General features: G+C 63.0%; 27 protein-coding genes. 16 read left to right on the top strand and 11 right to left on the bottom strand.

Translation table 11 applies throughout. The features are described 5' to 3' along the window. The first annotated feature begins 456 nt into the window (after positions 1–456). The 6 genes from pstS (at position 457) to phoB (ending at position 5,654) form a co-directional block, all read left to right on the top strand. Complete coding sequence (gene pstS, locus LB577_RS11730; protein WP_224686824.1) at positions 457–1,512, top strand: phosphate ABC transporter substrate-binding protein PstS; 1,056 nt, start codon at positions 457–459, stop codon at positions 1,510–1,512. Between the two features lie 66 nt (positions 1,513–1,578). Then, positions 1,579–2,562, top strand: coding sequence for a phosphate ABC transporter permease subunit PstC (gene pstC, locus LB577_RS11725; RefSeq protein WP_023763740.1), 984 nt, complete (start codon positions 1,579–1,581; stop codon positions 2,560–2,562). Positions 2,563–2,565: 3 nt separating this feature from the next. Further along, on the top strand, positions 2,566–3,417 hold the full coding sequence (pstA, locus tag LB577_RS11720; protein ID WP_023776884.1) for a phosphate ABC transporter permease PstA: 852 nt from the start codon (positions 2,566–2,568) through the stop codon (positions 3,415–3,417). Then, positions 3,414–4,217: a phosphate ABC transporter ATP-binding protein PstB gene (pstB, locus tag LB577_RS11715; RefSeq protein ID WP_013892654.1), complete on the top strand. Its 804-nt coding sequence runs from the start codon at positions 3,414–3,416 to the stop codon at positions 4,215–4,217. The genes pstA and pstB overlap by 4 nt, the downstream gene beginning before the upstream one ends. A gap of 23 nt (positions 4,218–4,240) precedes the next feature. After that, positions 4,241–4,948 (top strand): phosphate signaling complex protein PhoU, encoded by a 708-nt coding sequence (phoU, locus tag LB577_RS11710; protein ID WP_010911897.1) that lies wholly within the window; start codon positions 4,241–4,243, stop codon positions 4,946–4,948. A gap of 16 nt (positions 4,949–4,964) precedes the next feature. Beyond that, a complete protein-coding gene (gene phoB, locus LB577_RS11705) occupies positions 4,965–5,654 on the top strand; it encodes a phosphate regulon transcriptional regulator PhoB (RefSeq protein ID WP_010911896.1) in 690 nt (229 codons plus the stop codon). Between the two features lie 318 nt (positions 5,655–5,972). On the opposite strand, the gene LB577_RS11700 is transcribed toward phoB, so the two are convergent. Further along, a complete protein-coding gene (locus LB577_RS11700; RefSeq protein ID WP_224686823.1) occupies positions 5,973–7,217 on the bottom strand; it encodes an ROK family protein in 1,245 nt (414 codons plus the stop codon). A gap of 270 nt (positions 7,218–7,487) precedes the next feature. Between LB577_RS11700 and xylF the strand changes: the two genes are divergently transcribed. From xylF to LB577_RS11680, 4 genes are all read left to right on the top strand, one after another. Continuing rightward, entirely contained in the window at positions 7,488–8,528 is a 1,041-nt protein-coding gene (gene xylF / locus LB577_RS11695; RefSeq protein ID WP_013892657.1) for a D-xylose ABC transporter substrate-binding protein, read from the top strand. 142 nt (positions 8,529–8,670) lie between these two features. Continuing rightward, a complete protein-coding gene (locus tag LB577_RS11690; RefSeq protein WP_224686822.1) occupies positions 8,671–9,987 on the top strand; it encodes a sugar ABC transporter permease in 1,317 nt (438 codons plus the stop codon). A 15-nt stretch (positions 9,988–10,002) separates the two neighbouring features. Next, complete coding sequence (locus LB577_RS11685; RefSeq protein ID WP_013892659.1) at positions 10,003–10,815, top strand: ATP-binding cassette domain-containing protein; 813 nt, start codon at positions 10,003–10,005, stop codon at positions 10,813–10,815. A gap of 144 nt (positions 10,816–10,959) precedes the next feature. After that, positions 10,960–12,600: a CHASE domain-containing protein gene (locus LB577_RS11680; RefSeq protein ID WP_224686821.1), complete on the top strand. Its 1,641-nt coding sequence runs from the start codon at positions 10,960–10,962 to the stop codon at positions 12,598–12,600. A 96-nt stretch (positions 12,601–12,696) separates the two neighbouring features. On the opposite strand, the gene LB577_RS11675 is transcribed toward LB577_RS11680, so the two are convergent. The 6 genes from LB577_RS11675 to LB577_RS11650 all read right to left on the bottom strand — a co-directional run bounded on the left by LB577_RS11675 (position 12,697) and on the right by LB577_RS11650 (position 16,171). Beyond that, positions 12,697–12,942, bottom strand: coding sequence for a YMGG-like glycine zipper-containing protein (locus LB577_RS11675; RefSeq protein WP_023763747.1), 246 nt, complete (start codon positions 12,940–12,942; stop codon positions 12,697–12,699). A gap of 83 nt (positions 12,943–13,025) precedes the next feature. Then, positions 13,026–13,352, bottom strand: a complete 327-nt coding sequence (locus LB577_RS11670; protein ID WP_224686820.1) for a hypothetical protein — start codon at positions 13,350–13,352, stop codon at positions 13,026–13,028. A 134-nt stretch (positions 13,353–13,486) separates the two neighbouring features. Continuing rightward, positions 13,487–13,663, bottom strand: a complete 177-nt coding sequence (locus tag LB577_RS11665; protein WP_023776879.1) for a hypothetical protein — start codon at positions 13,661–13,663, stop codon at positions 13,487–13,489. 130 nt (positions 13,664–13,793) lie between these two features. Next, complete coding sequence (locus LB577_RS11660) at positions 13,794–14,825, bottom strand: sensor histidine kinase (RefSeq protein WP_023776878.1); 1,032 nt, start codon at positions 14,823–14,825, stop codon at positions 13,794–13,796. 179 nt (positions 14,826–15,004) lie between these two features. Further along, positions 15,005–15,169 carry a DUF1328 domain-containing protein gene (locus LB577_RS11655; protein WP_013892665.1) on the bottom strand — a complete coding sequence of 55 codons (165 nt, stop codon included), beginning with the start codon at positions 15,167–15,169 and terminating at the stop codon, positions 15,005–15,007. A gap of 207 nt (positions 15,170–15,376) precedes the next feature. Continuing rightward, the gene (locus LB577_RS11650; protein WP_023763751.1) at positions 15,377–16,171 is read right to left on the bottom strand and encodes a response regulator; all 795 of its coding nucleotides are present in this window, start codon (positions 16,169–16,171) and stop codon (positions 15,377–15,379) included. Between the two features lie 224 nt (positions 16,172–16,395). Here LB577_RS11650 and LB577_RS11645 point away from each other — a divergent pair, with 224 nt between their 5' ends. Beyond that, positions 16,396–16,599 carry a NepR family anti-sigma factor gene (locus LB577_RS11645; protein ID WP_013892667.1) on the top strand — a complete coding sequence of 68 codons (204 nt, stop codon included), beginning with the start codon at positions 16,396–16,398 and terminating at the stop codon, positions 16,597–16,599. A 3-nt stretch (positions 16,600–16,602) separates the two neighbouring features. Continuing rightward, positions 16,603–17,154: a sigma-70 family RNA polymerase sigma factor gene (locus LB577_RS11640; protein WP_013892668.1), complete on the top strand. Its 552-nt coding sequence runs from the start codon at positions 16,603–16,605 to the stop codon at positions 17,152–17,154. 42 nt (positions 17,155–17,196) lie between these two features. Here LB577_RS11640 and LB577_RS11635 read toward each other — a convergent pair whose 3' ends face one another. Beyond that, a complete protein-coding gene (locus LB577_RS11635) occupies positions 17,197–17,646 on the bottom strand; it encodes a response regulator (protein ID WP_224686819.1) in 450 nt (149 codons plus the stop codon). 335 nt (positions 17,647–17,981) lie between these two features. On the opposite strand from LB577_RS11635, the gene LB577_RS11630 reads away from it, so the two are divergent. Both LB577_RS11630 and LB577_RS11625 read left to right on the top strand, forming a co-directional pair. Then, on the top strand, positions 17,982–18,308 hold the full coding sequence (locus LB577_RS11630; protein ID WP_140573302.1) for a YqjD family protein: 327 nt from the start codon (positions 17,982–17,984) through the stop codon (positions 18,306–18,308). A gap of 11 nt (positions 18,309–18,319) precedes the next feature. Beyond that, positions 18,320–18,820, top strand: coding sequence for a hypothetical protein (locus LB577_RS11625; protein WP_224686818.1), 501 nt, complete (start codon positions 18,320–18,322; stop codon positions 18,818–18,820). Between the two features lie 28 nt (positions 18,821–18,848). Here LB577_RS11625 and LB577_RS11620 read toward each other — a convergent pair whose 3' ends face one another. Then, the gene (locus LB577_RS11620) at positions 18,849–20,381 is read right to left on the bottom strand and encodes a sensor histidine kinase (RefSeq protein ID WP_224686817.1); all 1,533 of its coding nucleotides are present in this window, start codon (positions 20,379–20,381) and stop codon (positions 18,849–18,851) included. Positions 20,382–20,514: 133 nt separating this feature from the next. Between LB577_RS11620 and LB577_RS11615 the strand changes: the two genes are divergently transcribed. Next, positions 20,515–20,688, top strand: a complete 174-nt coding sequence (locus tag LB577_RS11615; RefSeq protein ID WP_013892673.1) for a hypothetical protein — start codon at positions 20,515–20,517, stop codon at positions 20,686–20,688. A 29-nt stretch (positions 20,689–20,717) separates the two neighbouring features. Here LB577_RS11615 and LB577_RS11610 read toward each other — a convergent pair whose 3' ends face one another. Further along, on the bottom strand, positions 20,718–21,638 hold the full coding sequence (locus LB577_RS11610) for a diacylglycerol/lipid kinase family protein (protein ID WP_224686816.1): 921 nt from the start codon (positions 21,636–21,638) through the stop codon (positions 20,718–20,720). Positions 21,639–21,921: 283 nt separating this feature from the next. Here LB577_RS11610 and LB577_RS11605 point away from each other — a divergent pair, with 283 nt between their 5' ends. Further along, complete coding sequence (locus LB577_RS11605; protein ID WP_224686815.1) at positions 21,922–23,223, top strand: PRC-barrel domain-containing protein; 1,302 nt, start codon at positions 21,922–21,924, stop codon at positions 23,221–23,223. A gap of 77 nt (positions 23,224–23,300) precedes the next feature. On the opposite strand, the gene LB577_RS11600 is transcribed toward LB577_RS11605, so the two are convergent. Further along, positions 23,301–24,869 carry an alkaline phosphatase family protein gene (locus LB577_RS11600; RefSeq protein WP_224686814.1) on the bottom strand — a complete coding sequence of 523 codons (1,569 nt, stop codon included), beginning with the start codon at positions 24,867–24,869 and terminating at the stop codon, positions 23,301–23,303. Between the last annotated feature and the right edge of the window lie 226 nt (positions 24,870–25,095).

Genomic DNA, 25,095 nt, shown 5'->3' with positions numbered 1-25,095 from the left:
TGCAATGACTATGGTGCGATCGCACCATATCAAAGGCTGTGCCTAGCCGGGACAATGGCGGCATCGAATTCCGCTCATCCAGTTACGGGCGGGAGCAGCGACCGCCGGCAAGGAACAGCGTCACTCTACCCCAACGGACCTGTTTTCGGCGATGGCCCGGCCACGACACGCTCTGGCCTCGAGCAACGCACTCCCGTCCGGATTTTCTTCATCCTTGAAAGCCCCGTCGAATCCGGCGGTGGCTACGGCCTACGCACGGCCCAAGCCCATGATTCCGGGGACAAACTCGGATCGGGCCGCGAACCAGCCGCGCTACCGCCTTTGCCGGCTTCGGCAACGCGTTACCGGGCTGACATGAAACTGTCATGCGACTGTTATAATCGAAGGCTATTGGCCTCAGCGGGCGCTGGCAAGAAATGGCGCCGAGAGACCATCTTCCGAACAGGAGCAGGCCACATGAGACATTTCATCCGCTCGGCGGCCGTTGCGATTGCAATGGCTGCGGCGTCCACCATCACCCTTTCCGCGGCAATGGCAGCTGACCTTTCAGGCGCCGGCTCGACCTTCATCTATCCGGTGTTCGCCAAGTGGGCCGACACCTACAAGAAAGACACCGGCGTCGGCCTCAACTACCAGTCGATCGGTTCCGGCGGCGGCATCAAGCAGGTCATCGCCAAGACCGTGACCTTCGGCGCCACCGACAAGCCGATGTCCGATGCCGATCTGGAAAAGAACGGCCTCGTGCAGTTCCCGATGGTGATGGGCGGCATCGTGCCGATCGTCAACCTCTCCGGCGTCAAGCCGGGCGAACTCGTCCTCGACGGCAAGACGCTGGCCCAGATCTATCTCGGCGCCATCACCACCTGGGACGATGCCGCGATCAAGGCGCTGAACCCCACCCTAACCCTGCCGTCGACCGCCATCGCCGTCGTGCACCGCTCGGACGGCTCGGGCACCACCTTCAACTTCACCGACTACCTGGTTAAGCTCTCGCCCGACTGGAAGGACAAGGTCGGTTCGGACACGGCCGTCGAATGGCCGACCGGCGTCGGCGCCAAGGGCAGCGAAGGCGTTGCCAATACCGTCAAGCAGACCGACGGCGGCATCGGCTACGTCGAATACGCCTATGCCAAGCAGAACAACCTGTCCTACTCAAAGATGGTGAATGCAGCCGGCAAGGTCGTCGAGCCGTCGCTCGAATCCTTCGGCGCTGCCGCTTCGAACGCCGACTTCAAGACTGCCAAGAACTTCAACGTCATCATCACCAACGAGCCCGGCGACACCACCTGGCCGATCGCTGCTTCGACCTGGGTGCTGATCCACAAGGTTCCCGATGACGCTGCTGCCACCGGCGAAGCGCTGAAATTCTTCGCCTGGGCCTACAAGGACGGCAAGGAAACCGCCAAGGCGCTCGACTATGTGTCGATCCCCGACAGCGTCGTCGACCTGATCAAGGCTTCGTGGAGGACCGACATCCAGGCCGACGGCAAGCCCGTCTACGCCGGCGAGTAACATCTCTGGAGGAGCGCCGCGCCCGCGGCGCTCCTTTTCCTTCAACTCGAAAGAGCCGAGCTTGACATGAGCGCTGTCCAGGAAGCCTTGCCAGCCATTCGAGGTTCGCGCGACGCCATCGTCAGGCGGTTTGCGCTGACAGACGCGATCTTCCACGCAATGACCCGCGCCGCCGCGATATTGGTGCTGGTGCTGCTCGGCGGCGTCGCGATCTCGCTGTTTGCCGGCTCTTGGCAAGCCCTCTCGACCTTCGGCTTCTCGTTCCTGACCAGCGAAAGCTGGAATCCGGTGACGGAGAAATTTGGCGCGCTGGCGCCGATCTACGGCACCATCATCACCTCGGCAATCGCCATCCTGATCGCCGTGCCGCTCGGCATCGGCATCGCCATCTTCCTCACCGAGCTTTGCCCGCGCCCGCTGCGGCGCCCGATCGGCATGGCGGTGGAATTGCTCGCCGGCATTCCCTCGATCATCTACGGCATCTGGGGCCTGTTCGTGCTGGCGCCGTTCCTGCAGACCACGGTGCAGCCGTTCATCATCAGCGTGTTCCACGGCGTCCCCGGCCTCAGCAGCTTGTTTGCCGGCCCGCCCTACGGCATCGGCCTGCTGACATCGTCGATGATCCTCGCCATCATGGTGCTGCCTTTCATCACCTCGATCACCAAGGACGTCTTCGACACGGTGCCTCCCGTGCTGAAGGAATCGGCCTACGGCATCGGCTGCACGACCTGGGAAGTGACCCGCCGCGTCGTCATCCCCTACACCCGCATCGGCATCATGGGCGGCGTCATGCTCGGCCTTGGCCGCGCGCTCGGCGAAACCATGGCGGTGACCTTCGTCATCGGCAACGCCCACCGCATCAGTACGTCGCTGTTTGCGCCGGCAACGACGATCTCGGCGACCATCGCCAACGAATTCACCGAGGCGGTCGGCGATCTCTACACGTCTTCGCTGGTGGCGCTCGGCCTGATCCTGTTCGTCATCACTTTCCTGATCCTTGCCATCGCACGCTACATGCTGATGCGCATCGACGCCCGCACCGGAGCCTGACCGATGTCGACAGCCACGTCGCTTCACCAGAGCCGCAAGCGCAAGAATGGCGTGATGATGACGCTGTGCGTCGCCGCGGCCGGCATCGGCCTTGCCTGGCTGGCGCTCATTCTCGGCGCCCTGCTCTACAAGGGCCTGTCGGGTGTCAATCTTTCGGTCTTCACACAAATGACCCCGCCGCCCGGCGATGCCGGCGGCCTGCTCAACGCCATCTACGGCAGCATCGTGATGACCGTCATCGGCATCATCGTCGGCACGCCGATCGGTGTGCTGGCCGGCACCTACATGGCCGAATACGGCCGCTTTTCGAAGCTCACTACCATTGTCCGCTTCATCAACGACATCCTTCTGTCGGCGCCGTCGATCATCATCGGCCTGTTCGTCTACGAATTGATGGTCCGGCCGATGGGGCACTTCTCGGCGATCGCCGGCGCCGTCGCGCTGGCGATCCTGGTCATCCCCGTCGTCGTGCGCACCACCGAGGACATGCTCAATCTGGTGCCCAACGCCTTGCGCGAAGCCGGCACCGCGATCGGCGCGCCGCGCTGGGTGGTCATCCGTTCTGTCGCCTACCGCGCCGCGCTTTCGGGCATCGTCACCGGCATATTGCTGGCCATCGCCCGCATCTCCGGCGAGACGGCGCCGCTGCTGTTCACCGCGCTCAACAACCAGTTCTGGTCGAGCAATCTCAACGCGCCGATGGCCAGCCTGCCTGTCACCATCTTCCAGTTCGCTCTCAGCCCCTACGAGGAATGGCAGCAACTGGCCTGGACCGGCGCACTCATAATTACATTGACGGTTCTCGCGCTCAGCATCTTTGCGCGCAGCCTGACCGGACGCAGAGAGGACAAATGAGCCAGATGTTGTCTCCAGACATGACGATCGCCGCCGAGGCAGCCGCCAAGGCAAAGATCGAGGTCAAGAACCTCAATTTCTACTACGGCCAGTCGAAGGCGCTGAAGGACATCACGCTGTCGCTGCCCGAACGCAGCGTCACCGCCTTCATCGGACCGTCGGGCTGCGGAAAGTCGACGCTGCTGCGCGTCTTCAACCGCATCTACGAGCTCTATCCCAGGCAGACAGCCGAGGGCCAGGTGCTGCTCGACGGCAAGAACGTTCTCGACCGCTCGCAGGACCTCAACCTGTTGCGCACCAAGATCGGCATGGTGTTCCAAAAGCCGACGCCGTTCCCGATGTCGATCTATGAGAACATCGCCTTCGGTGTCAGGCTCTATGAGAAGATCAGCAAGGCCGAGATGGACGGCCGCGTCGAACAGGCGCTGAAGCGCGCAGCACTCTGGACCGAGGTCAAGGACAAGCTCAATGCCAGCGGCCTCAGCCTTTCGGGCGGCCAGCAGCAGCGGCTCTGCATTGCCCGTACCGTGGCGGTGAAGCCGGAAGTCATCCTGCTCGACGAGCCGGCCTCGGCGCTCGATCCGCTGTCGACCGCCAAGATCGAGGAGCTGATCGACGAATTGCAGGCCGACTACACGATCGTCATCGTCACCCACAACATGCAGCAGGCGGCGCGCGTGTCGAAGCAGACGGCCTTCATGTATCTGGGCGAACTGGTCGAGTTCGACAAGACGGAGAAGATCTTCACGTCGCCCCGCGAAAAGCGCACGCAGGACTACATCACCGGCCGCTTCGGCTGATCACGCATACGAGGACCAGGATCATGGCCGAACACACGGTTGCAGCCTTCGATGAAGATCTCGGACAGATCAGCAGGCTGATCAGCGACATGGGCGACCTCGCCGGCTCGATGGTCGGCGGTGCCACCAAGGCGCTGCTGAACTCCGACAATGCGCTCGCCCAACGCGTCGTCTCCGATGACGCGATCATGGATGCGCGCCAGCGCGAGCTGGACGACCGCGCCATCACGTTGATCGCAAAGCGCCAGCCGATGGCCGACGATCTGCGCCACGTCGTCGGCTCGATCCGCATGGCCGGCGATCTCGAACGCATCGGCGACCTTGCCAAGAACATCGCCAAGCGCGTCGGCACGGTCGGGCTCTCCGCCACGCCGCGCGACCTGTCGCACTCCATCGACGCGATGGCGCAGCTGGTGCTGATCCAGGTTCAAGGTGTTATCGAGGAATATGCGGCGCGCGATGCCGCCGCACTGGCCAAGCTGCGCGCCGACGACGAGCGTATCGACGTCAAATACACTTCGGTGTTCCGCGAACTGCTGACCTACATGATGGAAGATCCGCGCAACATCACCGCCTGCACGCATCTTCTGTTCTGTGCCAAGAACCTCGAACGCATCGGCGACCACGTGACCAACATCGCCGAGAATGCGTATTATGTGCTGACCGGCACGCAGCTGCCCGCCAATCGCCCGAAGCAGGACGAAACCGCGATGTCGGCGCCGGCGGCATAGCAGGGGTGACCAGCCGATGATCGCGCCACGCATCATGGTGGTGGAGGATGAGGAGCCGCTAGGGGTGCTGCTCCGCTACAATCTGGAATCCGAGGGCTACCAAGTCGAGGTGGTGACGCGCGGCGATGAGGCGGAGATCCGCCTGCAGGAGAACGTGCCCGACCTTCTGGTGCTCGACTGGATGGTACCGGCGGTGTCCGGCATCGAACTCTGCCGGCGCCTGCGGATGCGGCCCGAGACCGAGCGGCTGCCGATCATCATGCTGACCGCGCGGGGCGAGGAGAGCGACCGCGTGCGCGGCCTGTCGACCGGCGCCGACGACTATCTGGTCAAGCCGTTCTCGACGCCGGAATTCATGGCACGCGTCAAGGCGCTGCTGCGCCGCGCTAAACCTGAAGTGCTGTCCAGCGTGCTCAAGGTCGGCGATATCGTGCTCGACCGCGAATCGCACCGCGTCTACCGCAAGAAGAGCGAGATCCGGCTCGGACCGACCGAGTTCCGCCTGCTCGAATTCATGATGCGCCATCCCGGTCGCGTGTTCTCGCGCAGCCAGCTGCTCGACAATGTCTGGGGCGAGACGATCTACATCGACGAGCGCACCGTCGACGTGCATGTCGGGCGCCTGCGCAAGGCGGTCAACAACGGCCGCATGCCGGATGTGATCCGCACGATTCGTGGGGCGGGCTACGCGATCCGGGAAGATTAGGTTCTTCGGCGCGGAAGGTTAGAAAGTCGGATTTCGTGCTTAAGCCGGATCGCTTTACCTTGGCGATTGGCGAAAACGTCCATTGCTTCGTCATCCACGGGCGGAGCAAGGAGCGAAGCGACGCGGCGTAGACCCGAGGATCCATGCCGCGACTTCGAAGCGTTGCCTCGGCGCGGAATTCTGCTCCGCTGCACTCCGTGGCCAAGGTCGCGGCATGGATCCCAGGGTCTCCGCGACGGAGATTCGCTCCTGCTCCGCCCAGGGATGACGAAGTCGTGAGGCTTTGTCCAACCCACGGATGTTACGATGGCTTCGATTTCACGCCACGTTCTTCCCAGCCGCGCCTGCTCTCGCCTGCACGCCCGGCGCGAAAATTTCCTGGTCGACGAAGGTCAGTGCGCGCATGGCGCAGCCTTCGCGGATCAGCGGCAGTTCGTTAGGCTCGGTGTCGAAAGAGATCGATTTCGAGTGCTGGCCGCCGGCGGTCTGGGCAATCGCCTCGCGCAAGGCCGGCTCGATCAGGTCGAAGGCGGCGGCGCTGACGCCGACAATGGCGACGGGGGCGGGATCGATCAGCGCGAACAGGCTGCCGAGGCCATAGCCGAGTGCCTCGCCGGCCCTGCGATAGGCCTGGCGCTCCGGTCCGTCCTTGTCGCGCGCCGAGGCCGCCAGCGCCCGCATGTCGGCGTCGCTGACGTCGACCGGTTCGGTGTCCTCGCCAAGCTGTCTCGCGTTGCGCCAGATGGCGTAGTTGCCGGCATAGGCCTCGACGCAGCCGCGCCGTCCGCAGCGGCAGAGTGCGCCGTCCGGCCGGTGGATCATGTGGCCGAATTCGCCACCCGACGAGTGGGTGCCGGTGAACAGTTGGCCCTTCAGCACAAGGCCCATGCCGATGCCGTGAGACAGCAGAATGGCGATGAAGTCGTCGCGGTAGCGCTCGGGATCGCGCCAGCGCAGCGCCACCGCCATCATGTTGCAGTCGTTTTCCATGGTGGCGGGGATGCCGAACTCGGCCTCGAATATGTCGGCGAACGCGATGTCGGTCTGCGGCGTGATCGGCGACCACAGCATGGCGCGCGCCTCGGTATCGGTGATGCCCTGGATGGCCAGTGCGATGCGGGCGACGCTGCGGACATCGATGTCGGGATCGTCGATGCGGCGCCGCACGATGGCGACGCATTCGCCGATCAGCGCCTCGCGCGACATGGTCAGCGTGTCCAGCCGGCGCTGTTCCTCCGATATCACCTGGCCGGCATAGTCGATGACGGCGACCGACAGGAAATTCAGCGACAGCACCACGGTCATCACCGCCGCCGCCTCCGGGTTGAGTGTGAGGCCGACCTGCGGTCGACCGCGTTTCAGCGACCCGGCCTCGCTCGGCTTGCCCTCGGTCAGGACGCCTTCGCCGATCAGGTCGGAGGAGATCGCCGAGATGGTCGAGTGGCTGAGGCCGGTGGTGGCGGCGATCTCGGTGCGCGAAGGCTGACCGGCACGGCGCACGGCCGAGATCACCATGGCGCGGTTGCGCCGGCGCAGATCGTCGTGGCGGATTCCGACCGACATGTTCACCCACATCCTCCCGGTCGCCGCGGCCTTTCGTGCCTCCCGAAGGCCGCCAGCGAAGCCGCCAAATACTGGCAGAAGCGCCGCACGCTGTCATTATTTATTCCGGAGCTCGAAAAAAAGTCCGCGGCACCTCAAAATCCATCAGAATCATTGTTGACAGTGTTCCGGCGATGGACCAGTGTTTTTTCGAGGCTCGAAAAAATAGGGCCTTTGTGCCGGCCTTAGGGTCAGTTTGGTCGCGCCATACGCGGCGCAGGGAGGAATATCATGAAGAAATTCACAGCCGCCATCCTGGCGGGTGTCGCCATGTCGCTGACGCTTGCGTCGGTCGCGCAGGCGAAGGACAAGGTCATCGGTGTTTCCTGGTCCAACTTCCAGGAAGAGCGCTGGAAGACCGACGAGGCCGCGATGAAAAAAGCGATCGAGGCCGCCGGCGACAAGTACATCTCCGCCGACGCGCAGTCCAATCCCGGCAAGCAGCTCACCGATGTCGAAAGCCTGATCTCGCAAGGCGCCAATTCGCTGATCATCCTGGCGCAGGACGCCTCGGCCATCGGCCCGGCGGTGCAGAAGGCATTGGACGAAGGCATTCCGGTCGTCGGCTATGACCGCCTGATCGAGAACAAGGACGTCTTCTACCTGACCTTCGACAACAAGGAAGTCGGTCGCTTGCAGGCCAGCGCGGTGTTCAAGGCCAAGCCGGAAGGCAACTACGTCTTCATCAAGGGCTCGGGTGCCGATCCGAATGCCGACTTCCTGTTCTCGGGCTCGATGGAAGTGCTCAAGGAAGCCATCGACAGCGGCAAGATCAAGAATGTCGGCGAGGCCTATACGGACGGCTGGCTGCCCGCCAACGCCCAGAAGAACATGGAACAGTTCCTGACCGCCAATGACAACAAGGTCGACGCGGTGGTCGCGGCCAATGACGGCACCGCAGGCGGCGTCGTCGCGGCGCTGACGGCGCAAGGCCTTGCCGGCACCGTGCCGGTGTCCGGCCAGGACGGCGACCATGCGGCACTCAACCGCATCGCGCTCGGCACCCAGACCGTGTCGGTGTGGAAGGACGCGCGCGAGCTCGGCAAGAACGCGGCCGAGATCGCCTCGCAACTGGCCGACGGCAAGAAGATGGCCGACATTGCCGGTGCGAAGGACTTCACGACGCCTGGCGGCAACACCGTCAAGTCGCTGTTCCTGACACCGGTTGCGATCACCAAGGACAATCTCAACGTGGTCATCGACGCCGGCTGGATCAAGAAGGACGAGGTCTGTGCAGGCGTCGCCGCCGGCAGCGTCGCGGCCTGCAACTGATCCGAAGACGTCAGACAATGAAACGCCGCGGCTGCCAGGCCGCGGCGTTTTTTCAAGAAGATTTGTGTTTCCGCCGCGGGCGGGTAGCTTCCAGGCTCTATTCCGGCATCCGCGTCAGACGGCAAGCCGGCGGGAGGATTTCATGACCGACACGACCTCAAATGCACCGGCCGACACCGCGCGGGCATCGGAACTAGGCGCGGTCGCCCGGTTTCTGAAGGCAACCGAACTCGACACACGCATGCTTGGCATGGTCGGTGCGCTGCTGGTCATCTGGGTCGGCATTCACATCCTGTCGGGCGGACTTTTCCTGACACCGCGCAATCTCTGGAACCTGTCGGTGCAGACGTCCTCGGTCGCGATCATGGCGACTGGCATGGTGCTGGTCATCGTCATGCGCAACATCGACCTTTCGGTTGGCTCCGTCGAAGGTGTGATCGGCATGATCATGGGCGTGGCGCAAGCCGAATTCCTCATTCGCGTCATCGGCTTCCAGCTTGGAGATCCCTGGCTCTGGATCATTGCACTGGCCGCCGGCGTGGTGCTCGGTCTCCTGATCGGCGCATTCCAGGGCTTCATCATCGCCTACCTCGAAGTTCCGGCCTTCATCGTGACACTGGGCGGCCTGCTGGTCTGGCGCGGCATGGCGTGGCTCATCACCAACGGGCGCACGGTCGCGCCGCTCGACGCCACATTCCAGCTGATGGGGGGCGGACCGAGGGGCTCGATCGGCGCCACCGCCAGTTGGATCATCGGCGCCGTTGCTTGCGCGGCTGTCGCTTTCGCGCTGCTCAATGGTCGATCGCAGCGCAAACGGTTCAACTTTCCGCTGCGTCCCGTCTGGGCGGAAACCTTTCTCGGCGTAGTCGCCTGCGCTGCCATCCTTGGCGCGGTGTGGATCGCCAATTCCTATCCGTGGCCAATCGGCATCGTACGCCAGTACGCTCAGCAGAACGGCATCGCCATTCCTGAAAATGGACTGTTCATCGCCCACGGCATTGCCATACCGGTGCTGATGGCGGTCGCGGTCGGCATCGTCATGACGTTCATCACCAAGCGCACCCGTTTCGGCCGCTACGTCTTTGCCATCGGCGGCAATCCGGAGGCCGCCAATCTCGCCGGCATCAACACCCGCTGGGTGACGATGAAGGTGTTCATGATCATGGGTGTGCTGGCCGCGATCAGCGCGGCGATCTCGTCGGCCCGTCTTAACGCGTCGACCAATGCGCTGGGCACGCTGGACGAGCTTTTGGTGATTGCCGCCGCCGTTATCGGCGGCACCTCGCTTGCCGGCGGCTCCGGAACGGTGCTCGGCGCCATGCTCGGTGCGCTGCTGATGCAGTCGTTGCAGTCCGGCATGGTGCTGCTCGGCATCGACTCACCGCTGCAGAGCATCGTCGTCGGCGCCGTGCTCGTCGTCGCCGTCTGGCTCGATACCGTCTACCGCAAGCGGGTCTAGGGAAGGAGAACCATCATGGCCGACAACACCGCTCCCGCATCTGCTCCCGCCGGCACGTCGCTGGTCGACATGCGCAACATCTCGATCGCCTTTGGCGGCATCCGTGCCGTCGACGACGCCTCGATCGATCTTTTCCCCGGCGAGGTCGTGGCGCTGCTCGGCCACAATGGCGCGGGCAAGTCGACCCTGATCAAGATCCTGTCCGGCGCCTACAAGCGCGATGCCGGCCAGATCTTCGTCAATGGCGAGGAAGCGGCGATCTCCAACCCGCGCGACGCCAAGAAATACGGCATCGAGACGATCTACCAGACGCTGGCGCTGGCCGACAATGTCGACGCCGCCGCCAACCTGTTCCTCGGCCGCGAGCTGATGACCGCCTGGGGCACGCTCGACGACGTCGCCATGGAGGCCGAGGCGCGCAAGGTGATGGGGCGGCTCAATCCCCGCTTCCAGCGCTTCAAGGAGCCGGTGATCAAGCTGTCTGGCGGACAGCGGCAATCGGTGGCGATCGCGCGCGCGATCCTGTTCAACGCCCGCATCCTGATCATGGACGAGCCGACCGCCGCACTCGGTCCACAGGAAACGGCGCAGGTCGGCGAACTGGTCAGGCAGCTCAAGTCGGATGGCATCGGCATCTTCCTGATCAGCCACGACATCCATGATGTGTTCGAACTGGCCGACCGGGTCTGCGTGATGAAGAACGGCCAGGTCGTCGGCACCGCGCGTACCACCGACGTGACGCAGGACGAGGTGCTCGGCATGATCATCCTGGGCAAATGTCCTCCGGGGGCCATTCCTGGGCCGGGTGCGCTGAAGATCGCCGCCTGAGGCCTTTTGGCGGTCCCATCCACCCGTCGGCACTGTTGCCGCTCACGTGATGTATCAGTGATCACGATGGCATGGCATTGCCATTGTGTTGACCCGGCGATTTGCCCATAAAGGCCTGATATCGCTCATGGACCGCATCATCCGTTGAAGAAGCTTTTTCCAATCGTCGCGTTCATCGTGGTCGCGCTGATCAGCATGACCATGGCGGGGTTTGCTTATTTCGCGACGCAGGAAGCCGCCCGCATCAAGTTCGAAGGGGCGGCCGACGATGCGCTCAACCGAATCGAGAGCCGTATCGACCTGCATCTGTCGCTGCTGCGCTCCACGCAGGCTCTGTTCGACGCCCGCAACGGCGACATATCGCAGAATGAGTTCAAGGCATTCTTCAACGCGCTGGATATCAAGGACAATTTCGCCGGCCTGCGCGGCATAGGGTTCCTCCAACTCGTCAAGACGGGCGACGAGGCGGCGGTCGAACGCGATATCCTCCACGATTTCGGCGCCAGCCATCCGGTCTATCCGGATACGACGCAGCCCTGGCGCGCGCCCATCACTCTGTTCGAACCGGTGGATCCCTCCAACCAGGCGAGTATCGGCTACGACATGTTCAGCGAGCCGGTGCGGCGCGCGGCGATCGAAAAGGCAATGGCGGACGACCAGCAGCACGCGAGCGGGCTGGTGCAACTCGGCCAAGGCACCGGCGCCGCGCAGACCTTCACCGGCTTCCTGGTCTTCGTGCGGCTCAACGTCGAAACCGCGCCCGAGGTCATCAACGCATCGCGATCCTCGACCGCGGGCTTTCTCTACGCAGCCTTCCGGGCCCGCGACCTGTTCCAGATCGCGCTCAGCCGCACGCCGCTGCTGCCGGTCAACACCGAGATCTATGACGGCACGGTGAACGGCGACAATCTGTTGTTCCGGTCGGAGACGCCACCGGCTTCGTCGTTTGGCGACCGGCTGCTGGTCACCCGCAAGATCATGGTGGCCGGCCGCGCATGGACCATATTGTTCAGGCCGACCAGCGCCTTTTTGCAACCGTCGTCGCGCGCCATCCCGGTGATGCTGGGGCTGTTCGGCCTGCTCGCCGCGGGCGCCATCGCGCTGGTGGCGCGCTATCAGGAACGGGCTTACGAGGCGGCATCGCGTCTGCACGAGACGACCGAAAAGAGCCTGCTCGAAAAGGACCTGATGCTGCAGGAGATGAAGCATCGCATCAAAAATTCGATCACCAGGGTGCTGGCTATCGCGCGACAGACGGCGTCGCGGGCGACCGACGTCAACGAGTTTTCCGCATCCTTCTCGGCCAGGCTGCAGGCGATGGCGGCTTCCCAGGACATGCTGACGCGCTCGCGCTGGCAGAAGGCCGATCTCGCCGATCTGCTGCGCATCGAGCTTGGCCAGGTGTTCGGCAAGGAACTGCCCGAGGGGCTGCTGTCAGGGCCGGAGGTACTGCTCGACGAGACGACGACGCAGTCGCTTGGCCTGACCTTCCACGAACTGGCGACCAACGCGCTGAAATATGGCGACGCCGGCAATTCCGCCAATTCGCTTGGCAGTGACTGGGCGCTCAAGGTGGACTGGTCGCTGGAAGCGCGTGGGCGCGAGCGGACGCTGGCGCTGAACTGGCGGGAGGCCGGAAAAAAGAAAGTCGAGGCGCCGGCCGAAACCGGATTCGGCACCAAGCTGATCGACCTCAACGTCACGCGCGAACTGCGTGGCACGATCAAACGCGATTTTCAGGCCGATGGTCTGAAGGTGGAGATCAGAATTCCGTTGCTCGGCTGAGGTTCAGCCTGTCAGCAGGGACAGCCACAGATTGCCGGTCATAAAAAAATCCGGAGGCCGGACACGGCCTCCGGATTTGCATTCCATTATCGCAGATTAGTTGCAGCGTGCCGTGTAGATACGGCCATGGCGGTCGCGATACTGGCAGTAGCCGTTCTGCAGCTTGCGCACCAGCAGGCCGGAACCGGCACCGACGGCCGCACCAATCAGCGCGCCCTTGCCACCGCCGACCAAGCCGCCGATACCGGCGCCAATCAAGCCGCCGCCAACCACGTCCTGCTCGGTGGAGGTGCAGCCGCTTAGAGCAGCCACCGCAACCATGGCAATAATCATCTTCCGCATTGAGTCACTCCTCACTTTGTGTCCACACTTTGGTAAGCACCAGCAGCCATTTAGCATGAAATAACGGGCTTTGCTGCTCCAATTTATTGTTGGCTAAGGTCGCCTTTTTCTGGGCGCGCCGCGTTCAATGCCACGACGAGGCTGGATATCGCCAGCGAGGCGTCGAGACTGCCATCGGTATGCACATTCCAGACGATCCGATCATAGTCATCCTCGAGCGCGGGATCGACCGCGAGGCACTTGGCGACGACGTGTTGCGCCTGCCCCCGCACATCGCCCACGGCGAACGGACGCTCGGCGGTGCATTCGTCGGCGGTCGCAAAGACGCTGACCGGAACCTGCAGCTCATGACAATCGGCCATCGAGTTGGTGCAGCCGATGACCAGCAACAGTGCAGCGATGTGTTCCATGGCGAACCCTCTCGCCACAATAACGGTCCAGATCGGCCAAAAGTTCCTGGTTCATGGGGGGTGGCTAGCGAATAATGGCTGTCGCGAGCAGCTAACATCACGTCCCCGTTGCCGGCGGCTCAGGATGGATGCAGTCAGGTCAGCCGGAACACGGTGACCAGGAGAATCGTCGCGGCCGCAGCCAGGACCACCCCCCACAGCAGACCGTGATGAGGAGGGGAAAGTGGTTCCGCGGATGCTTCGGGATCCTGGAATTCGCCCATCGAAACACGGGCCGCCTGTTCCAGTCTGTTCACGTCGGAGACGGTCAAGCATTCCTCCCAATACCTTGTCGCAACCCAAGCAGGTTGCAGCAGTATCTGGGTAAAACAGCATCCGCCCTTATGGTGAACAGCCGGTTAAGAATCGCTGGCCGCCGCGGGTGTTCCCGGCCACCGCTCATTATGTCTCGAAATTGCTGTGCGGAACGACAAGGCGGTATTCGAGGTGGCCATCCACGATATCGAGGTTCGCGGTTCCATTCAGGGACGTGGGCACCACCCGCTCCAGCGCGACGCTGCCGAAACGCTTTTGACTGCCTCGACCGCCATTGGTTCCAATCGCTTCGGCCCAGGTCAGCGACAGGACGACCTCACCGGCGGTTGCGGTGTTGAGATCGGCGCTTACCTCGACGAAACCATCCGGCCGGGACAGGGCACCATAGCTGACCGAGTTGACGGCGAGTTCATGCATCGCCAAGCCAATATGCAGTGCGGCGTTGGGATTGAGGTAGGGATTGGCGCCCCGGAAGTGAAGGCTGTGCGATGTGCTCGTGCCATAGCGACCGACCTGGCTTGCCACCAGTTCATGGAGGGCCGCACCGCGCCAGTTGGAAGAAGTCACCAGATCCTGGGAGGACGCCAGCGACTGCAGCCGGCCACGAAAACGGGTCAGGAAATCGCTGATGCCGTCGGAATAGCGGCCGGTCTGGGTCGCTATGCTCTGGATGATCGCCAGCAGGTTCTTCGAGCGGTGGCTGACTTCGCGTAACAGCGTCGTCAATGTCTGTTCGCGGCGCTTCTGCTCGGTCGTCTCGACCATTGTGGTGACCACGCCTTGCACATCGCCGCTGTCGCCATGGTCGGCATCGACCCATACCTGGAACCAACGGATGCCATCTTCGCCCGGGACACTGATCTCAAGCCGCTCCGGATTGCCGGTCGCGACCACGTCGCCCTTTGCGGCGCGGATGCGGTCGGCCTGCGCTACCGGCAAGATGCCATTGCCCTCGGCGTTGTCGGAGACCCAGGGCGCACGCATGTTGCGAGCCCATACGGTCTTCATCTCGCGATCCTGATAAAGGACGGAAATGCCGGCATTGTGCAGCGCGTGGAGAAGCGCCCGGCCAAGCTGCATGCCGCTTTCCGCCGGATGCAGCGCGATGACTTCGTCACTCCCCGCGCCTTCCGTCCTATCTGAAGTCTTGGAGCGCATCGGTCAATCTGTCCACCCCTGCTAGGCTGAACGGTTCCCCGGCAAATGGGTTCCCAAGGAAAAACCAGCTTCCAAATAGCGGTCCGCCGGACGGCGTCCGTTTGAGGGACACCGCCCGGCGGTGGCTGGAAACCGTTTGAGGGGTGCGGCTTCCAGTGTTCGCCTGAATGAAGGTCGCCTCATGCCCGCCTGAACAGACCGGCAAGAAGCGAGATGATCAGGAAGGCGAGAAAGACGAAGAACAATATCTGCGCGATGCCAGCAGACGTGCCGGCGATGCCGCCGAAACCAAGCGCGCCGGCTATGATGGCCACGACGAGAAATACGAGCGCCCAGTAAAGCATGGTTCATCTCCTTCCGAATGGTGCGAGCAAAACGTGGGTGGTTGCGGTTTGTTCCACCATTTGCTGAAAAAGACGACGCTTGCAAACGGTTCCGGGGAAATCGCTGATGAGGGAACCCCGGCTTGCAAAGGGCCGCCCGATGCGGCATCGGGCGGCCCTTACCGGGAAGTCTTGTTGCCAGTCGGATCTTGCGGTTAGACGCCGGGTCTATGCGGCGGCCTTGGCTTGACGGTCGAAGAACAGCGCCTGGCTGATCAGCGCCTTGACCATGTCGGGGTTGAACGGCTTGGTCACCAGGAAAGCCGGCTCTGGGCGCTCGCCGGTCAGGAGGCGCTCGGGAAAGGCGGTGATGAAGATGACCGGCACCGACGTTGATGACAGGATCTCGTTGACCGCTTCGATACCCGAACTGCCGTCGGCGAGCTGAATGTCGGCCAGCACCATCTTCGGCCGCGTCTTGCCGAACAGCGTCACCGCTTCGGCATGGGTGCGCGCCGTTCCCACGACGCGGTGGCCGAGGCTCTCGACCATCTCCTCTATGTCCATTGCGATCAACGGTTCGTCCTCGATGATCAGCACGTCGGTTGCCACCTGGCGAGAGATTTCATTGCTCGCCTGGGCAAGCAGCTCGGAGAATTCCTGGTCGCCGACGTCGAGGATCTCGGCCGCCTCGTCCTCGCTGAAGCCTTCGACGGCGACCAGCAGGAAGGCCTGTCGGGGAAGCGGCGCGATGGCATTGAGATTGGCGGCTGCGCGCTGCTCCCATGCCGATTGTGCCTGCTCCTGCGGAACACGGATGGCGACCGACGTGAACAGTTTGGCGAAAACCTTGTAGAGGGCGATACGGTCGCTCGATGCTTCGGGAAAGATATCGACATCGGCAATGATGGCCTCGAGCATCGCGGCGACCAGCGCATCTCCGCTCTCCTGGGATCCGGAAACGGCGCGCGAGAAGCGGCGCAGGAACGGCAGGTGCGGGGCGATGGTGGCGGATAAACTCATGGTAGGACGTCTCCCTCAGAATGACGCGATTGCCTGGATTTGCAGGTCGAGCTGATTGCAGGCCCAGCTAACATAACGCGGGCTCTCCGAAAAAGTTCCGGCGCAAATGGAACGAATGGGCGCGAAAGGCGTTTGGGGTTGGGATGGGCGACCAGACGAGGATGCCGCTTGCCTTGTGTCGAGTTGAATTCAAGCGGCTTCCGTGCTGGGAATATAAGGGCGAAATGAAGGATATGACGAAAGAAATTTTGACTGGCGCCGCGGGCAGGCGCCGGAACGGTTCGGGCGACCCGCTCGGGCCGAACTCCGAAATCGGACGCAAACTCAAGCAGTATTACGACGAGCTGGTCTCCGACGATGTGCCGGATCGCTTTGCCCAGTTGCTCAGGCAACTGGAACGGACCGAACCCGCGCAGAAGAAGGACTGAGGCATGGCAGCGGTCTCCCAAGGCTTCAAGACCGATCTGCTTGGGGCGATCCCAAGCTTGCGGGCCTTTGCCGTGTCGCTGACGCAGAATGCCGACAAGGCCGACGACCTCGTTCAGGAGACGCTGGTCAAGGCGTGGGACAAGCATGAGAGCTTCCAGCCCGGCACCAATCTCAAGGCATGGCTTTTCACCATCCTGCGCAATGAGTTCTATTCGCAAATGCGCAAGCGGGGCCGCGAGGTGCAGGACAGCGACGGCATCATGACGGCCAGGCTTGCGGTGCATCCGGCCCAGCACGGCCAACTCGACCTCAAGGATTTTCGTGGCGCTCTCGAGCAATTGCCGGAAGACCAGCGTGAGGCCATCATCCTCATCGGTGCTTCCGGCTTCTCCTACGAGGAGGCCGCCGAGATCTGCGGTTGCGCGGTCGGAACGATCAAGAGCCGGGTCAGCAGGGCCCGCACGCGCCTGCAGGAAATCCTGAAGATCTCGGGTGAAGACGAATATGGTCCCGATGCGATCTCGACCCAGGTCACAGGGACGGCAGCGCATTGAAGCATGCCCAGTAGCAGGAACCCGGATGCCGCCGCGTCGGTCTCAATCAGGCCGGCCACGTCCGTAGGCCAGCGCCACCGCTTCGACCAGATCTTCGCCTGAATAGGGTTTGGTGACCAGCCTCACCCCTGGAAACGTTGCCTTGATCTCGTCCGCATCCGAATAGCCGGAGGCAAACACGAAGGGGACGCCTGTTTCACGCAGACCCGCGGCGAATTCGAGCGTGGAAGTGCCGCCCAGCATCAGATCGACGATGGCCGCGTCGAATTGCGTTGCGACCTTTCGGCCATCGACCTCGGTCAGGTCGCGGGCAATCACCACCTCGCCTGCACCGTGGTCACGGCAAAGCTGCTCGACGTCCATGGCTATGAGGAACTCGTCTTCCAAGACAAGAATGCGCAATCCATCAAGTAACGGGGGCACAGGCAATGGCTCCTTGAAACGGTGGAAGTCATGATGGTTATTTGGGCCGTTGTCATTTAAAAAAGACATGCCGCCGCTCGTCTAACAGAGACATCCCGCCGCTCGTCGGAACTTCGATCCCGGCAAAGCGTTTCAAATCTTGCCTGCCGCCCGGCGGGCTCTCGAGGAGGGGTCGAAATGCCAAGCCAGAATGGGCGCTTTCCAGCTGATGGATCGCAAGCTGGTCGTCTGGCGCGACGGCGGTTGCGAGGCGCTAAAGCAGCTCGGGAGGGCCGCCGAGCTCTGACGCAATGCATCTTGCCAGATCGGGTGCGCGTGGGCAGCTTTCCAGGTAGTTTGAACCGATGCCGGAACGTTAAGCCGCACGGCGCGTTTGAAATCGAGCAATCACAAGGAGTTAAGCAATGGCAGCTGCCGCAGGAAAGACCGCCAACGAGGCGCGGGCGAATTCGGACCTCGAGGCCGATATCAGGCAGTTGAAGGCCGATATCGACAAGCTTACCAAACAGTTGGCCAAGACCGGCGAACACGGCTACGGCACCGCGCGCCGTGCGGCGGCCGAAGGTGTCGAGCAGTTGCGGGCCCAGGGTGAAGCGGCTTTCGATAGCTTGCGCGGCAACGCCAGGGATATCGAGGCGCAGATGGTGGCGAGCGTACGCGAAAAGCCTGTGACGTCACTGGCAATCGCCGCCGGCGTCGGCTTCCTCTTCGCGCTGCTCGCGCGTCGCTAGTCACGCCGCAGATGGGACTGCTGGCATCGCTGCTTTCGGGTTTCGCCTCGGGTGAAACTTTGGCCGCGGTGCGCCGCGCGCGTACGGCGGCCATCGTCTACGCGCTCGCCGCTCTGGCGGCATTGTGCGGTCTCGGCTTTCTGGTGGGGGCCGCCTATATCTGGGCGGCGGCCCGCTATGGATCGCTGGCGGCGGCGCTCGGTTTCGGCGTCGGCTTTCTGGTGGTCGCGGGCCTCGTTCTCCTGATCCATCGGTTGATGTCCGGCGCTCGCGCTCGCCGCGAGGCAAAGCGGCGCAAAACCGACATGAAGGCGATCGGCGTCACGGCCGCACTGGCCCTGCTGCCGACGTTGCTCAAGGGAACAGGGGGGCTCAAGAGAGGTGGGCTCAAGGGAAAAGGCGGCCTCGGGCTCATTCTGGGCCCGGCTGTGGCGCTCGCGGCCTATGCCATCTACCGCGAGAACTCCAAGCCCGGCGCTGACCATCCGGATGATGCCGGCGAGGGGAAATAACGCCACCGCTTCGATCCGGAATGGTCCGTCACTTCGACAGGTCTTCCAACGGCATCGAGATTTCGGCGAATACGCCATCCCGACGGAATTCGTGGATCACTTCGCTTGAAAGGACCTTGGCCAGGCTGCGCCGGATGAGGATCGACCCAAATCCGTGGCGCTGGGGCGGGGCAACCTGCGGGCCGCCGCTTTCGCGCCAGGTCAGCACCAGGCGACGGTCGCTCTTCCTGCCTTGCGCCTTCCAGCCGAGATCGACCTTGCCCGACGCGACCGACAGCGATCCATATTGCAATGCGTTGCTGGCCAATTCGTGCAGGATAAGGCCGAGACCGACGGCCTGATCGGGCGACAGCAGCAGGTCGGCGCCGGAAATCGTCATGCGCGGCTGGCCGGCTGTGTCAAAGGGTCCGGTCTCGATCTGGACGAGTTCGCGGATGCCGATGCCGCGCCACTCTCGGTCGGACAAGAGATTGTGCGCGATGCCCAGGGCCTGAAGCCGGGCACCGAAGGCCTCCAGGAATTCGCTCGGCTGGCGGGCATGACGCACGGTCTGCGTCGCCAGCGCCTGGACGGTCGCCAGCGTGTTCTTGACGCGATGGTTGAGTTCGCGCAGCAACAGCCGCTGCCGTTCGTCGCCGAGCTTGCGTTCGGAGATGTCGTAGTTGACGCCGAAGATCAGCGTCGGCTTGCCCTCACCGTCGCGTTCGATGACACGGCCACGCGTCGCGACCCAACGCGGCGGATGGAAGCCCTTGACGCGATATTCACCGAAGTAGTCGTCGCTGCCGGTCAAGGCGTCGCGAAAGCGGGTCTCGGTCTGGTAGACGTCGCGCGGATCGATGGCGGTAAGGATGTCGCGTGCCCGCAGCCGGGTCGAGCGCGGCAGGTTGAACAGTTCCGACAGCCGGACATCGCATTCGATGATGTCGGTGCGGATGTCCCATGCCCAGCTGGCAAGCGAGGCCGCGTCGAGCGCGATGGCGCGGCGTTTTTCCTCGCGCGCCAGTGCGGCCTCGGCGATAGCGCCGCTGCGGGTTGCATCCTTCAGGGTGAACAGGCTGGCGGCGAGGCCGGCGAGCATCTTCAACTGGTCGAGCGTGGCGGGGGAAGGATAGGCATGCGGCTTGCGGTCGAGGACGCATAGCGTGCCGATCCTTGCGCCGGCCACCAGCATCGGCGCGCCGGCATAGAAGCGCACATGGTGCTTGCCCGTGACCAGCGGGTTGGTTTTGAAGCGTGGATCCGTCGTTGCGTCCGTCACCACCATGGGTTCGTCGCCGGCGGCGATGGCATGGGCGCAGAATGAGATGTCGGTCGTCGTTTCGGTCTCGTCCAGGCCAAAGCAGGACTTGAACCATTGCCGCTCGATATCGACGAGGGTGACCAGGGCGATCGGCGCTCGCATGACGGTCGCGGCAAGGCTGCTGATGCTGTCGAAGTCCAGATCCGCGGCCGTATCCAGCATCCCCAGCCCGTGCAGCACGGCCAGACGGCTTGCGTCCTTTACCGCGCGCGCAACCGCGGCCGGCAGAACCGGCACTGTTTCCACCTTGCTATCCACCCAAGTCCCCAAAGCCCAGCCCCGGTCTTTGCCGCTTCGCCGGCCTGCGGCCGATCGGCTCGTCTCGGAACCATCCTAGCAAGGAACCGTTACCGAGAACGTCAACAGGCGCGGAACGAAACAAGGACCGGCCATGATCAAGATCATTCCCGAAAACAAAGCGCGTCAGGGGCGATGGGGCAGGCATGGCTTGCGTATCCTGATCGCCGCACTGCTTCTCGCCTTCGCGGCCTGGGGCATCGCCGAAATCTATGGCGAGGTCGCCAAGACGCCGGCGACAGAGCAAGGAAGCGCGCCGAGCAACTAGAGCCTTGACCGTCATCGTCCGAGATCGCATCAGGCGGCCTTTGCCTCGGCAATGCTGGCCGGCACCAGGACATTCAGCGCGCCAGGCCGGATTTCGAGTGTCGTCTCACGGTCGAGCCTGACCAGTTCACCATCCATCACGGCGTGGAACTTCTTACTGCCCGAGTGGATTTTCAGAACCGCCCGATCGGCTTGGTGGATCTCGACATGCTCGTTGTCGCGCCATTTGCCGCGCGCCACGTCGAAGAAGAATTTGACCAGTTCCGCACGCTGCTGCGCCACCGTGACGTAGATGCCAAGCACGCCGCCAGCCGGGTTGTCGGCATAGGGCAGGTGGCCTTCGCCAAACAAATTGTTGGTAATGCCGATGCCGGTGATGCGCGCCGCGATCTCGGTTTCGCCGATGCTCAACGTGACGTTCATCGCCGGCGGATTCTTGATCGTCGCCCACGCCGCCTTAGCCGAAGCCCCGATCTTTCCCAGGCGCGAACCGAATTCCATCCTTTGGCGCAACTGAACCATCCTCGCATGCATGCCGATGGAGAACTGATGGATGAAGGGCTGGCCGTTGGCTGTAGCCATGTCGACGGCGATGATTTCGCCGTCGGCGAAGGATTTCAGCGCCGCATCGAGCGACTGGGGAATGCCCAGGCCGCGTGCGAACAGGTTCATCGTGCCAGCCGGCAATATGGCAAGCGCTTTCTCCTTGCCCATCAGCCTGGCGGCCGCGGCGGAAATGGTTCCGTCACCGCCACCAGCCAGCACGATATCGACGGCCCGGCGCGAGGCAGCGCTGTCGAGGGTTTCGACCACGTCCTTGCCGGCAACGACATCGATGCTGAGAGAATGGCCCGCGCTTTCCAGGGTCCGACGCATCCGGTCGGAAAAAGCCGCGAGGTCGGTGGTACGCAGGGTGCCACCGTCCCGGTTCAGCACCGCTGCAAATTTCATGCCCGCTCCGCTGTCTAAGACACAGTTTGGCCGAAACGCGCCAAGCCGAAGGCTGAAACGCAGCGAAGCGGGAAAGGTTCCGGCGGCGCCGGAACCCGCCGTTGCATCCAGTGGGCTGCCCCGCATTTCGCTTCAGGTTTTCATCACGAACGCCGCGCGTTTTTTGTCGGAACAACAGCATGCTCACGACGTTGTGAATTGTAGAAATGCCGCGCTCGGCGACGGTCAAAACCGGGCGCGGCGTGTACGCAATGATGAACTCAGGCACGCAGGAGAGATGATCATGATCCGCACCCTTTTAGCTTCGACCGCACTCGCAGCGATGGCCGCGACCGGCGCCTTTGCGCAGACCGAGGCAAGCCCGGGACCGGCCACACCTTCCGTCCAGCAGCCCGCCGCTGGTTCGGCGATACGCGCCGAAGGTAGCATCGTCACCAACATCATCGGCGAATCCGTCTATAACGGCCCCGGTGACGACGCCGAAAATATCGGCAAGGTCACCGATGTCGTCTTCGACAAGGATGGCATGACAAAATCCGTCGTCATCGGCGTCGGCGGCTTTCTCGGTGTCGGAACGAAGGATGTCGCCTTCGACTACGACAAGCTGCAATGGGCCGAGAAGAACGGCGACCGCTGGCTGATTGCCAAGACAACCAAGGACGAGTTGAAGGCCCAACCGGAATTCGACAGCAAGCCTTATGAACCCGCGCCAGCGCCTGCGGCTTCCAACGCGGCAGCACCCGCGGCAACCGATACGGCACAGGCACCTGCCGCCGCTCCAGCCGAGCCGGTAAAGCGCGCCGATGGCAATCTTGCCACCAACATCATCGGTGAGACCGTCTACAACGGCACCGGAGATGACGCCCAGAATATCGGCGAGGTCAATGACATCGTGCTGTCCAAGGAAGGCAAGGCCGAGTCCCTGGTCATCGGGGTAGGCGGGTTCCTGGGCCTCGGGGCCAAGAACGTGACCTATGACTTCAGCAAGGCAAAGTGGGCCGAGAAGAACGGTGACCGCTGGCTGGTCGCGCAGACCACCAAGGAAGAGCTGCAGGCGCAACCGGATTTCAACCGCAAGGCCTATGATCCTGTGCCGGCGACGACGGCATCCAATGCGCCGGCTGCAACCGCTCCGGCCACGGCGCCCTCCGCCACCACCGCACCTGCCGCCGCTCCCGCAGACAAGACCGCCGAGGCTCCCGCGGCTACGGCTCCCGATCAGACACAGACCGCAGCCATCGACAAGTCGTCGCTGACCCCCATGCCCATCGGTGAGATCAGGGTCGACGACCTCAAGGGCACAACCGTTTACGGCGCCGATGACGCCAAGGTCGGTGAGATCGGCGATGTGGTGCTGACCCCGGACAAGAAACCAGACGCGGTCATCGTCGACGTCGGCGGCTTCCTTGGCATAGGCTCGAAGGAAGTGGCTGTCGGCATGGATAATTTGAAATTCATGACCGACAAGAACGGCAAGAAGTACCTCTACACGACGTTCACCAAGAAACAGCTGGAGGCGCAAACTGCCTATGACAAGGGCAGCTATGCCGAAAAGCGCGACCAGCAGCGGATGGTTGTACGATAGGCAGTAGGGCAGTAGGGCAGTAGGGCAGTAGGGCAGTAGGGCAGTAGGGTGCCAAGTCGGCGCCGGCCATGTCGCCCTTACTGCCCTACTCCCTTATTGCCCTCACTCACATACCCCACCACACCATTGTCCGTCAGCTCCGCCAGCGCCAGCGACTGGTCGAGATGTTCGGCACGCCAGGCGAGAAGCCGCTCGGCGAATTCCAGACGAGTGGACAGATGTGCAGGGCTGGTGGCGAGGTTGGTCAGTTCGCCAGGGTCTGCCTCGACGTTGAAGAGCAAGGGTGGCAAGCCGCCGCCAAAATGCACGTATTTGAATTTTTTGGTGCGGATGACAGCCAGGTTGCATTGGCGCGAGGCAATGCCGAAATGCCGCTCGGCTTCGCCGTCCGCGATCGAGCGGAAATCGAACTCCCAATGCGCCGCGTCGCGCCAGACAGCAGGGGTTCCGCCGCTCAGGAATGGTCTCAGCGAACATCCGTCGAGATGCGGTTCAGGGGCTTCGCCAAGCAGATCCATGAGCGTGGGCAAGATGTCGACCGCTTCGGTGAAGCGATCGACCGAACTGCCGGCGGCCTTGCGATGTCGTGGATCGCGAATGATCAGCGGGATGTGATAGCTGCCGTCGAAGTAGCCGCCCTTGCCCAGCATGAAATGGTCGCCCATCATCTCGGCGTGGTCCGAGGTCAGCACGATGACGGTGTCGTTCCACGCACCCGCGGCCTTGACTGCTTGCCAGATGCGGCCGAGCTGCGCGTCCATCTCCGCGATCATGCCGTAATAGATCGCGCGGATCTGGCGGAAATCATCCTCGCTCCAGTCGTGCACTTTGCCTACAGCGCCGGGGCGGAACCTCGCGCGTTTCTGCCCGCCAAGATCATAGGCGAGATAGGGATGGCTCTGCGCTTCAGCCCGCCAGCTCTCCGCGCGGTGAAAGGCCGGGCCTTCGGCTGGATCGTATAGCGTGTTGTACGGCTCCGGCACGATGAAGGGTGGGTGCGGGCTGATGAAGGAGAGATGCGCGAACCAGGGCGCGGCCTGCTCCTGCTCGCCGAGCCAGCGGATGAACTCACCGGTAAGGAAAGCCGTCGGCGTATGGTCTTTCGAATAGGCTGGCGGCGCCTCCGTCACTGCGTCGGCGTGGTCTTCCAGGGGACGATGGATGCCGGGCGATCCGGCGCTGACCTCGATGCCCTGCTGCTTCAACCAGGAGAGCCACTGCTTCTGATGCTCGGGCAGCAGCTGGCGCACCGTGAAACCCGGCAGCACGCCTTCGTAGCTCTGCAGCCTTGGGTCGCCTGGCGCCAGCAAGCGCGGATCGAGCGAGACGTCGGTGTAGCCGAACAGCGTCGGGTCGTAGCCCAGGCTGCGCGCATGCAGAGCAATGTTGCCGTGGCGAGCGTCGAGCGGCGTGCCGTTGCGGCAGACGCGATTGTTCATCTGGTAGAGGCCGGTGTAGAGGCAGGCGCGGGCCGGCGAGCAAGGTGCGGCGCCGCCATAGTGGCGCTTGAACAGCACGCCTTCGGCGGCCAGCGCATCGGCATTCGGCGTCCTCACCACGGGATGGCCGGCGGCCGAGAGGCTATCGCCGCGCCACTGGTCGCAGGTAATCAGGAGAACGTTGGGGCGCCTGCCTGTTCCGGCCACGTGTTATACCTTTCGCTGCATGTTCGAACGCCGCTCATGGAACCGATTTCCGGCAATGGCGCAAGACCGCTTCTGTGAGTCGATTGGTGAACAAATATCTTTCGATTGTTCACTTTTGCAGCACAGTCCATTCTGTGTTTGCCGCCTTTGCCGCAAACGGCGGTGTCCTCATATTGGCGTGGACAGCGGCGAGGGCCGCACAGATACCAAGGGAAGGAGCAAGACA

The sequence above is a fragment of the Mesorhizobium sp. B283B1A genome (genome assembly GCF_020165735.1).
Taxonomy (GTDB): domain Bacteria; phylum Pseudomonadota; class Alphaproteobacteria; order Rhizobiales; family Rhizobiaceae; genus Mesorhizobium; species Mesorhizobium opportunistum.
The sequence above is the reverse complement of the archived record's forward strand: the minus strand, read 5'-3'. Positions and strand labels throughout refer to the sequence as shown.

Bases quoted from the DNA above. Each gene is read 5' to 3' on its own strand.
- pstS (WP_224686824.1), top strand. From the start codon at position 457: ATGAGACATTTCATCCGCTCGGCGGCCGTTGCGATTGCAATGGCTGCG.
- pstC (WP_023763740.1), top strand. From the start codon at position 1,579: ATGAGCGCTGTCCAGGAAGCCTTGCCAGCCATTCGAGGTTCGCGCGAC.
- pstA (WP_023776884.1), top strand. From the start codon at position 2,566: ATGTCGACAGCCACGTCGCTTCACCAGAGCCGCAAGCGCAAGAATGGC.
- pstB (WP_013892654.1), top strand. From the start codon at position 3,414: ATGAGCCAGATGTTGTCTCCAGACATGACGATCGCCGCCGAGGCAGCC.
- phoU (WP_010911897.1), top strand. From the start codon at position 4,241: ATGGCCGAACACACGGTTGCAGCCTTCGATGAAGATCTCGGACAGATC.
- phoB (WP_010911896.1), top strand. From the start codon at position 4,965: ATGATCGCGCCACGCATCATGGTGGTGGAGGATGAGGAGCCGCTAGGG.
- LB577_RS11700 (WP_224686823.1), bottom strand. From the start codon at position 7,217: ATGTCGGTCGGAATCCGCCACGACGATCTGCGCCGGCGCAACCGCGCC.
- xylF (WP_013892657.1), top strand. From the start codon at position 7,488: ATGAAGAAATTCACAGCCGCCATCCTGGCGGGTGTCGCCATGTCGCTG.
- LB577_RS11690 (WP_224686822.1), top strand. From the start codon at position 8,671: ATGACCGACACGACCTCAAATGCACCGGCCGACACCGCGCGGGCATCG.
- LB577_RS11685 (WP_013892659.1), top strand. From the start codon at position 10,003: ATGGCCGACAACACCGCTCCCGCATCTGCTCCCGCCGGCACGTCGCTG.
- LB577_RS11675 (WP_023763747.1), bottom strand. From the start codon at position 12,942: ATGCGGAAGATGATTATTGCCATGGTTGCGGTGGCTGCTCTAAGCGGC.
- LB577_RS11670 (WP_224686820.1), bottom strand. From the start codon at position 13,352: ATGGAACACATCGCTGCACTGTTGCTGGTCATCGGCTGCACCAACTCG.
- LB577_RS11660 (WP_023776878.1), bottom strand. From the start codon at position 14,825: ATGCGCTCCAAGACTTCAGATAGGACGGAAGGCGCGGGGAGTGACGAA.
- LB577_RS11655 (WP_013892665.1), bottom strand. From the start codon at position 15,169: ATGCTTTACTGGGCGCTCGTATTTCTCGTCGTGGCCATCATAGCCGGC.
- LB577_RS11650 (WP_023763751.1), bottom strand. From the start codon at position 16,171: ATGAGTTTATCCGCCACCATCGCCCCGCACCTGCCGTTCCTGCGCCGC.
- LB577_RS11645 (WP_013892667.1), top strand. From the start codon at position 16,396: ATGAAGGATATGACGAAAGAAATTTTGACTGGCGCCGCGGGCAGGCGC.
- LB577_RS11640 (WP_013892668.1), top strand. From the start codon at position 16,603: ATGGCAGCGGTCTCCCAAGGCTTCAAGACCGATCTGCTTGGGGCGATC.
- LB577_RS11635 (WP_224686819.1), bottom strand. From the start codon at position 17,646: ATGTCTTTTTTAAATGACAACGGCCCAAATAACCATCATGACTTCCAC.
- LB577_RS11630 (WP_140573302.1), top strand. From the start codon at position 17,982: ATGGCAGCTGCCGCAGGAAAGACCGCCAACGAGGCGCGGGCGAATTCG.
- LB577_RS11625 (WP_224686818.1), top strand. From the start codon at position 18,320: ATGGGACTGCTGGCATCGCTGCTTTCGGGTTTCGCCTCGGGTGAAACT.
- LB577_RS11615 (WP_013892673.1), top strand. From the start codon at position 20,515: ATGATCAAGATCATTCCCGAAAACAAAGCGCGTCAGGGGCGATGGGGC.
- LB577_RS11610 (WP_224686816.1), bottom strand. From the start codon at position 21,638: ATGAAATTTGCAGCGGTGCTGAACCGGGACGGTGGCACCCTGCGTACC.
- LB577_RS11605 (WP_224686815.1), top strand. From the start codon at position 21,922: ATGATCCGCACCCTTTTAGCTTCGACCGCACTCGCAGCGATGGCCGCG.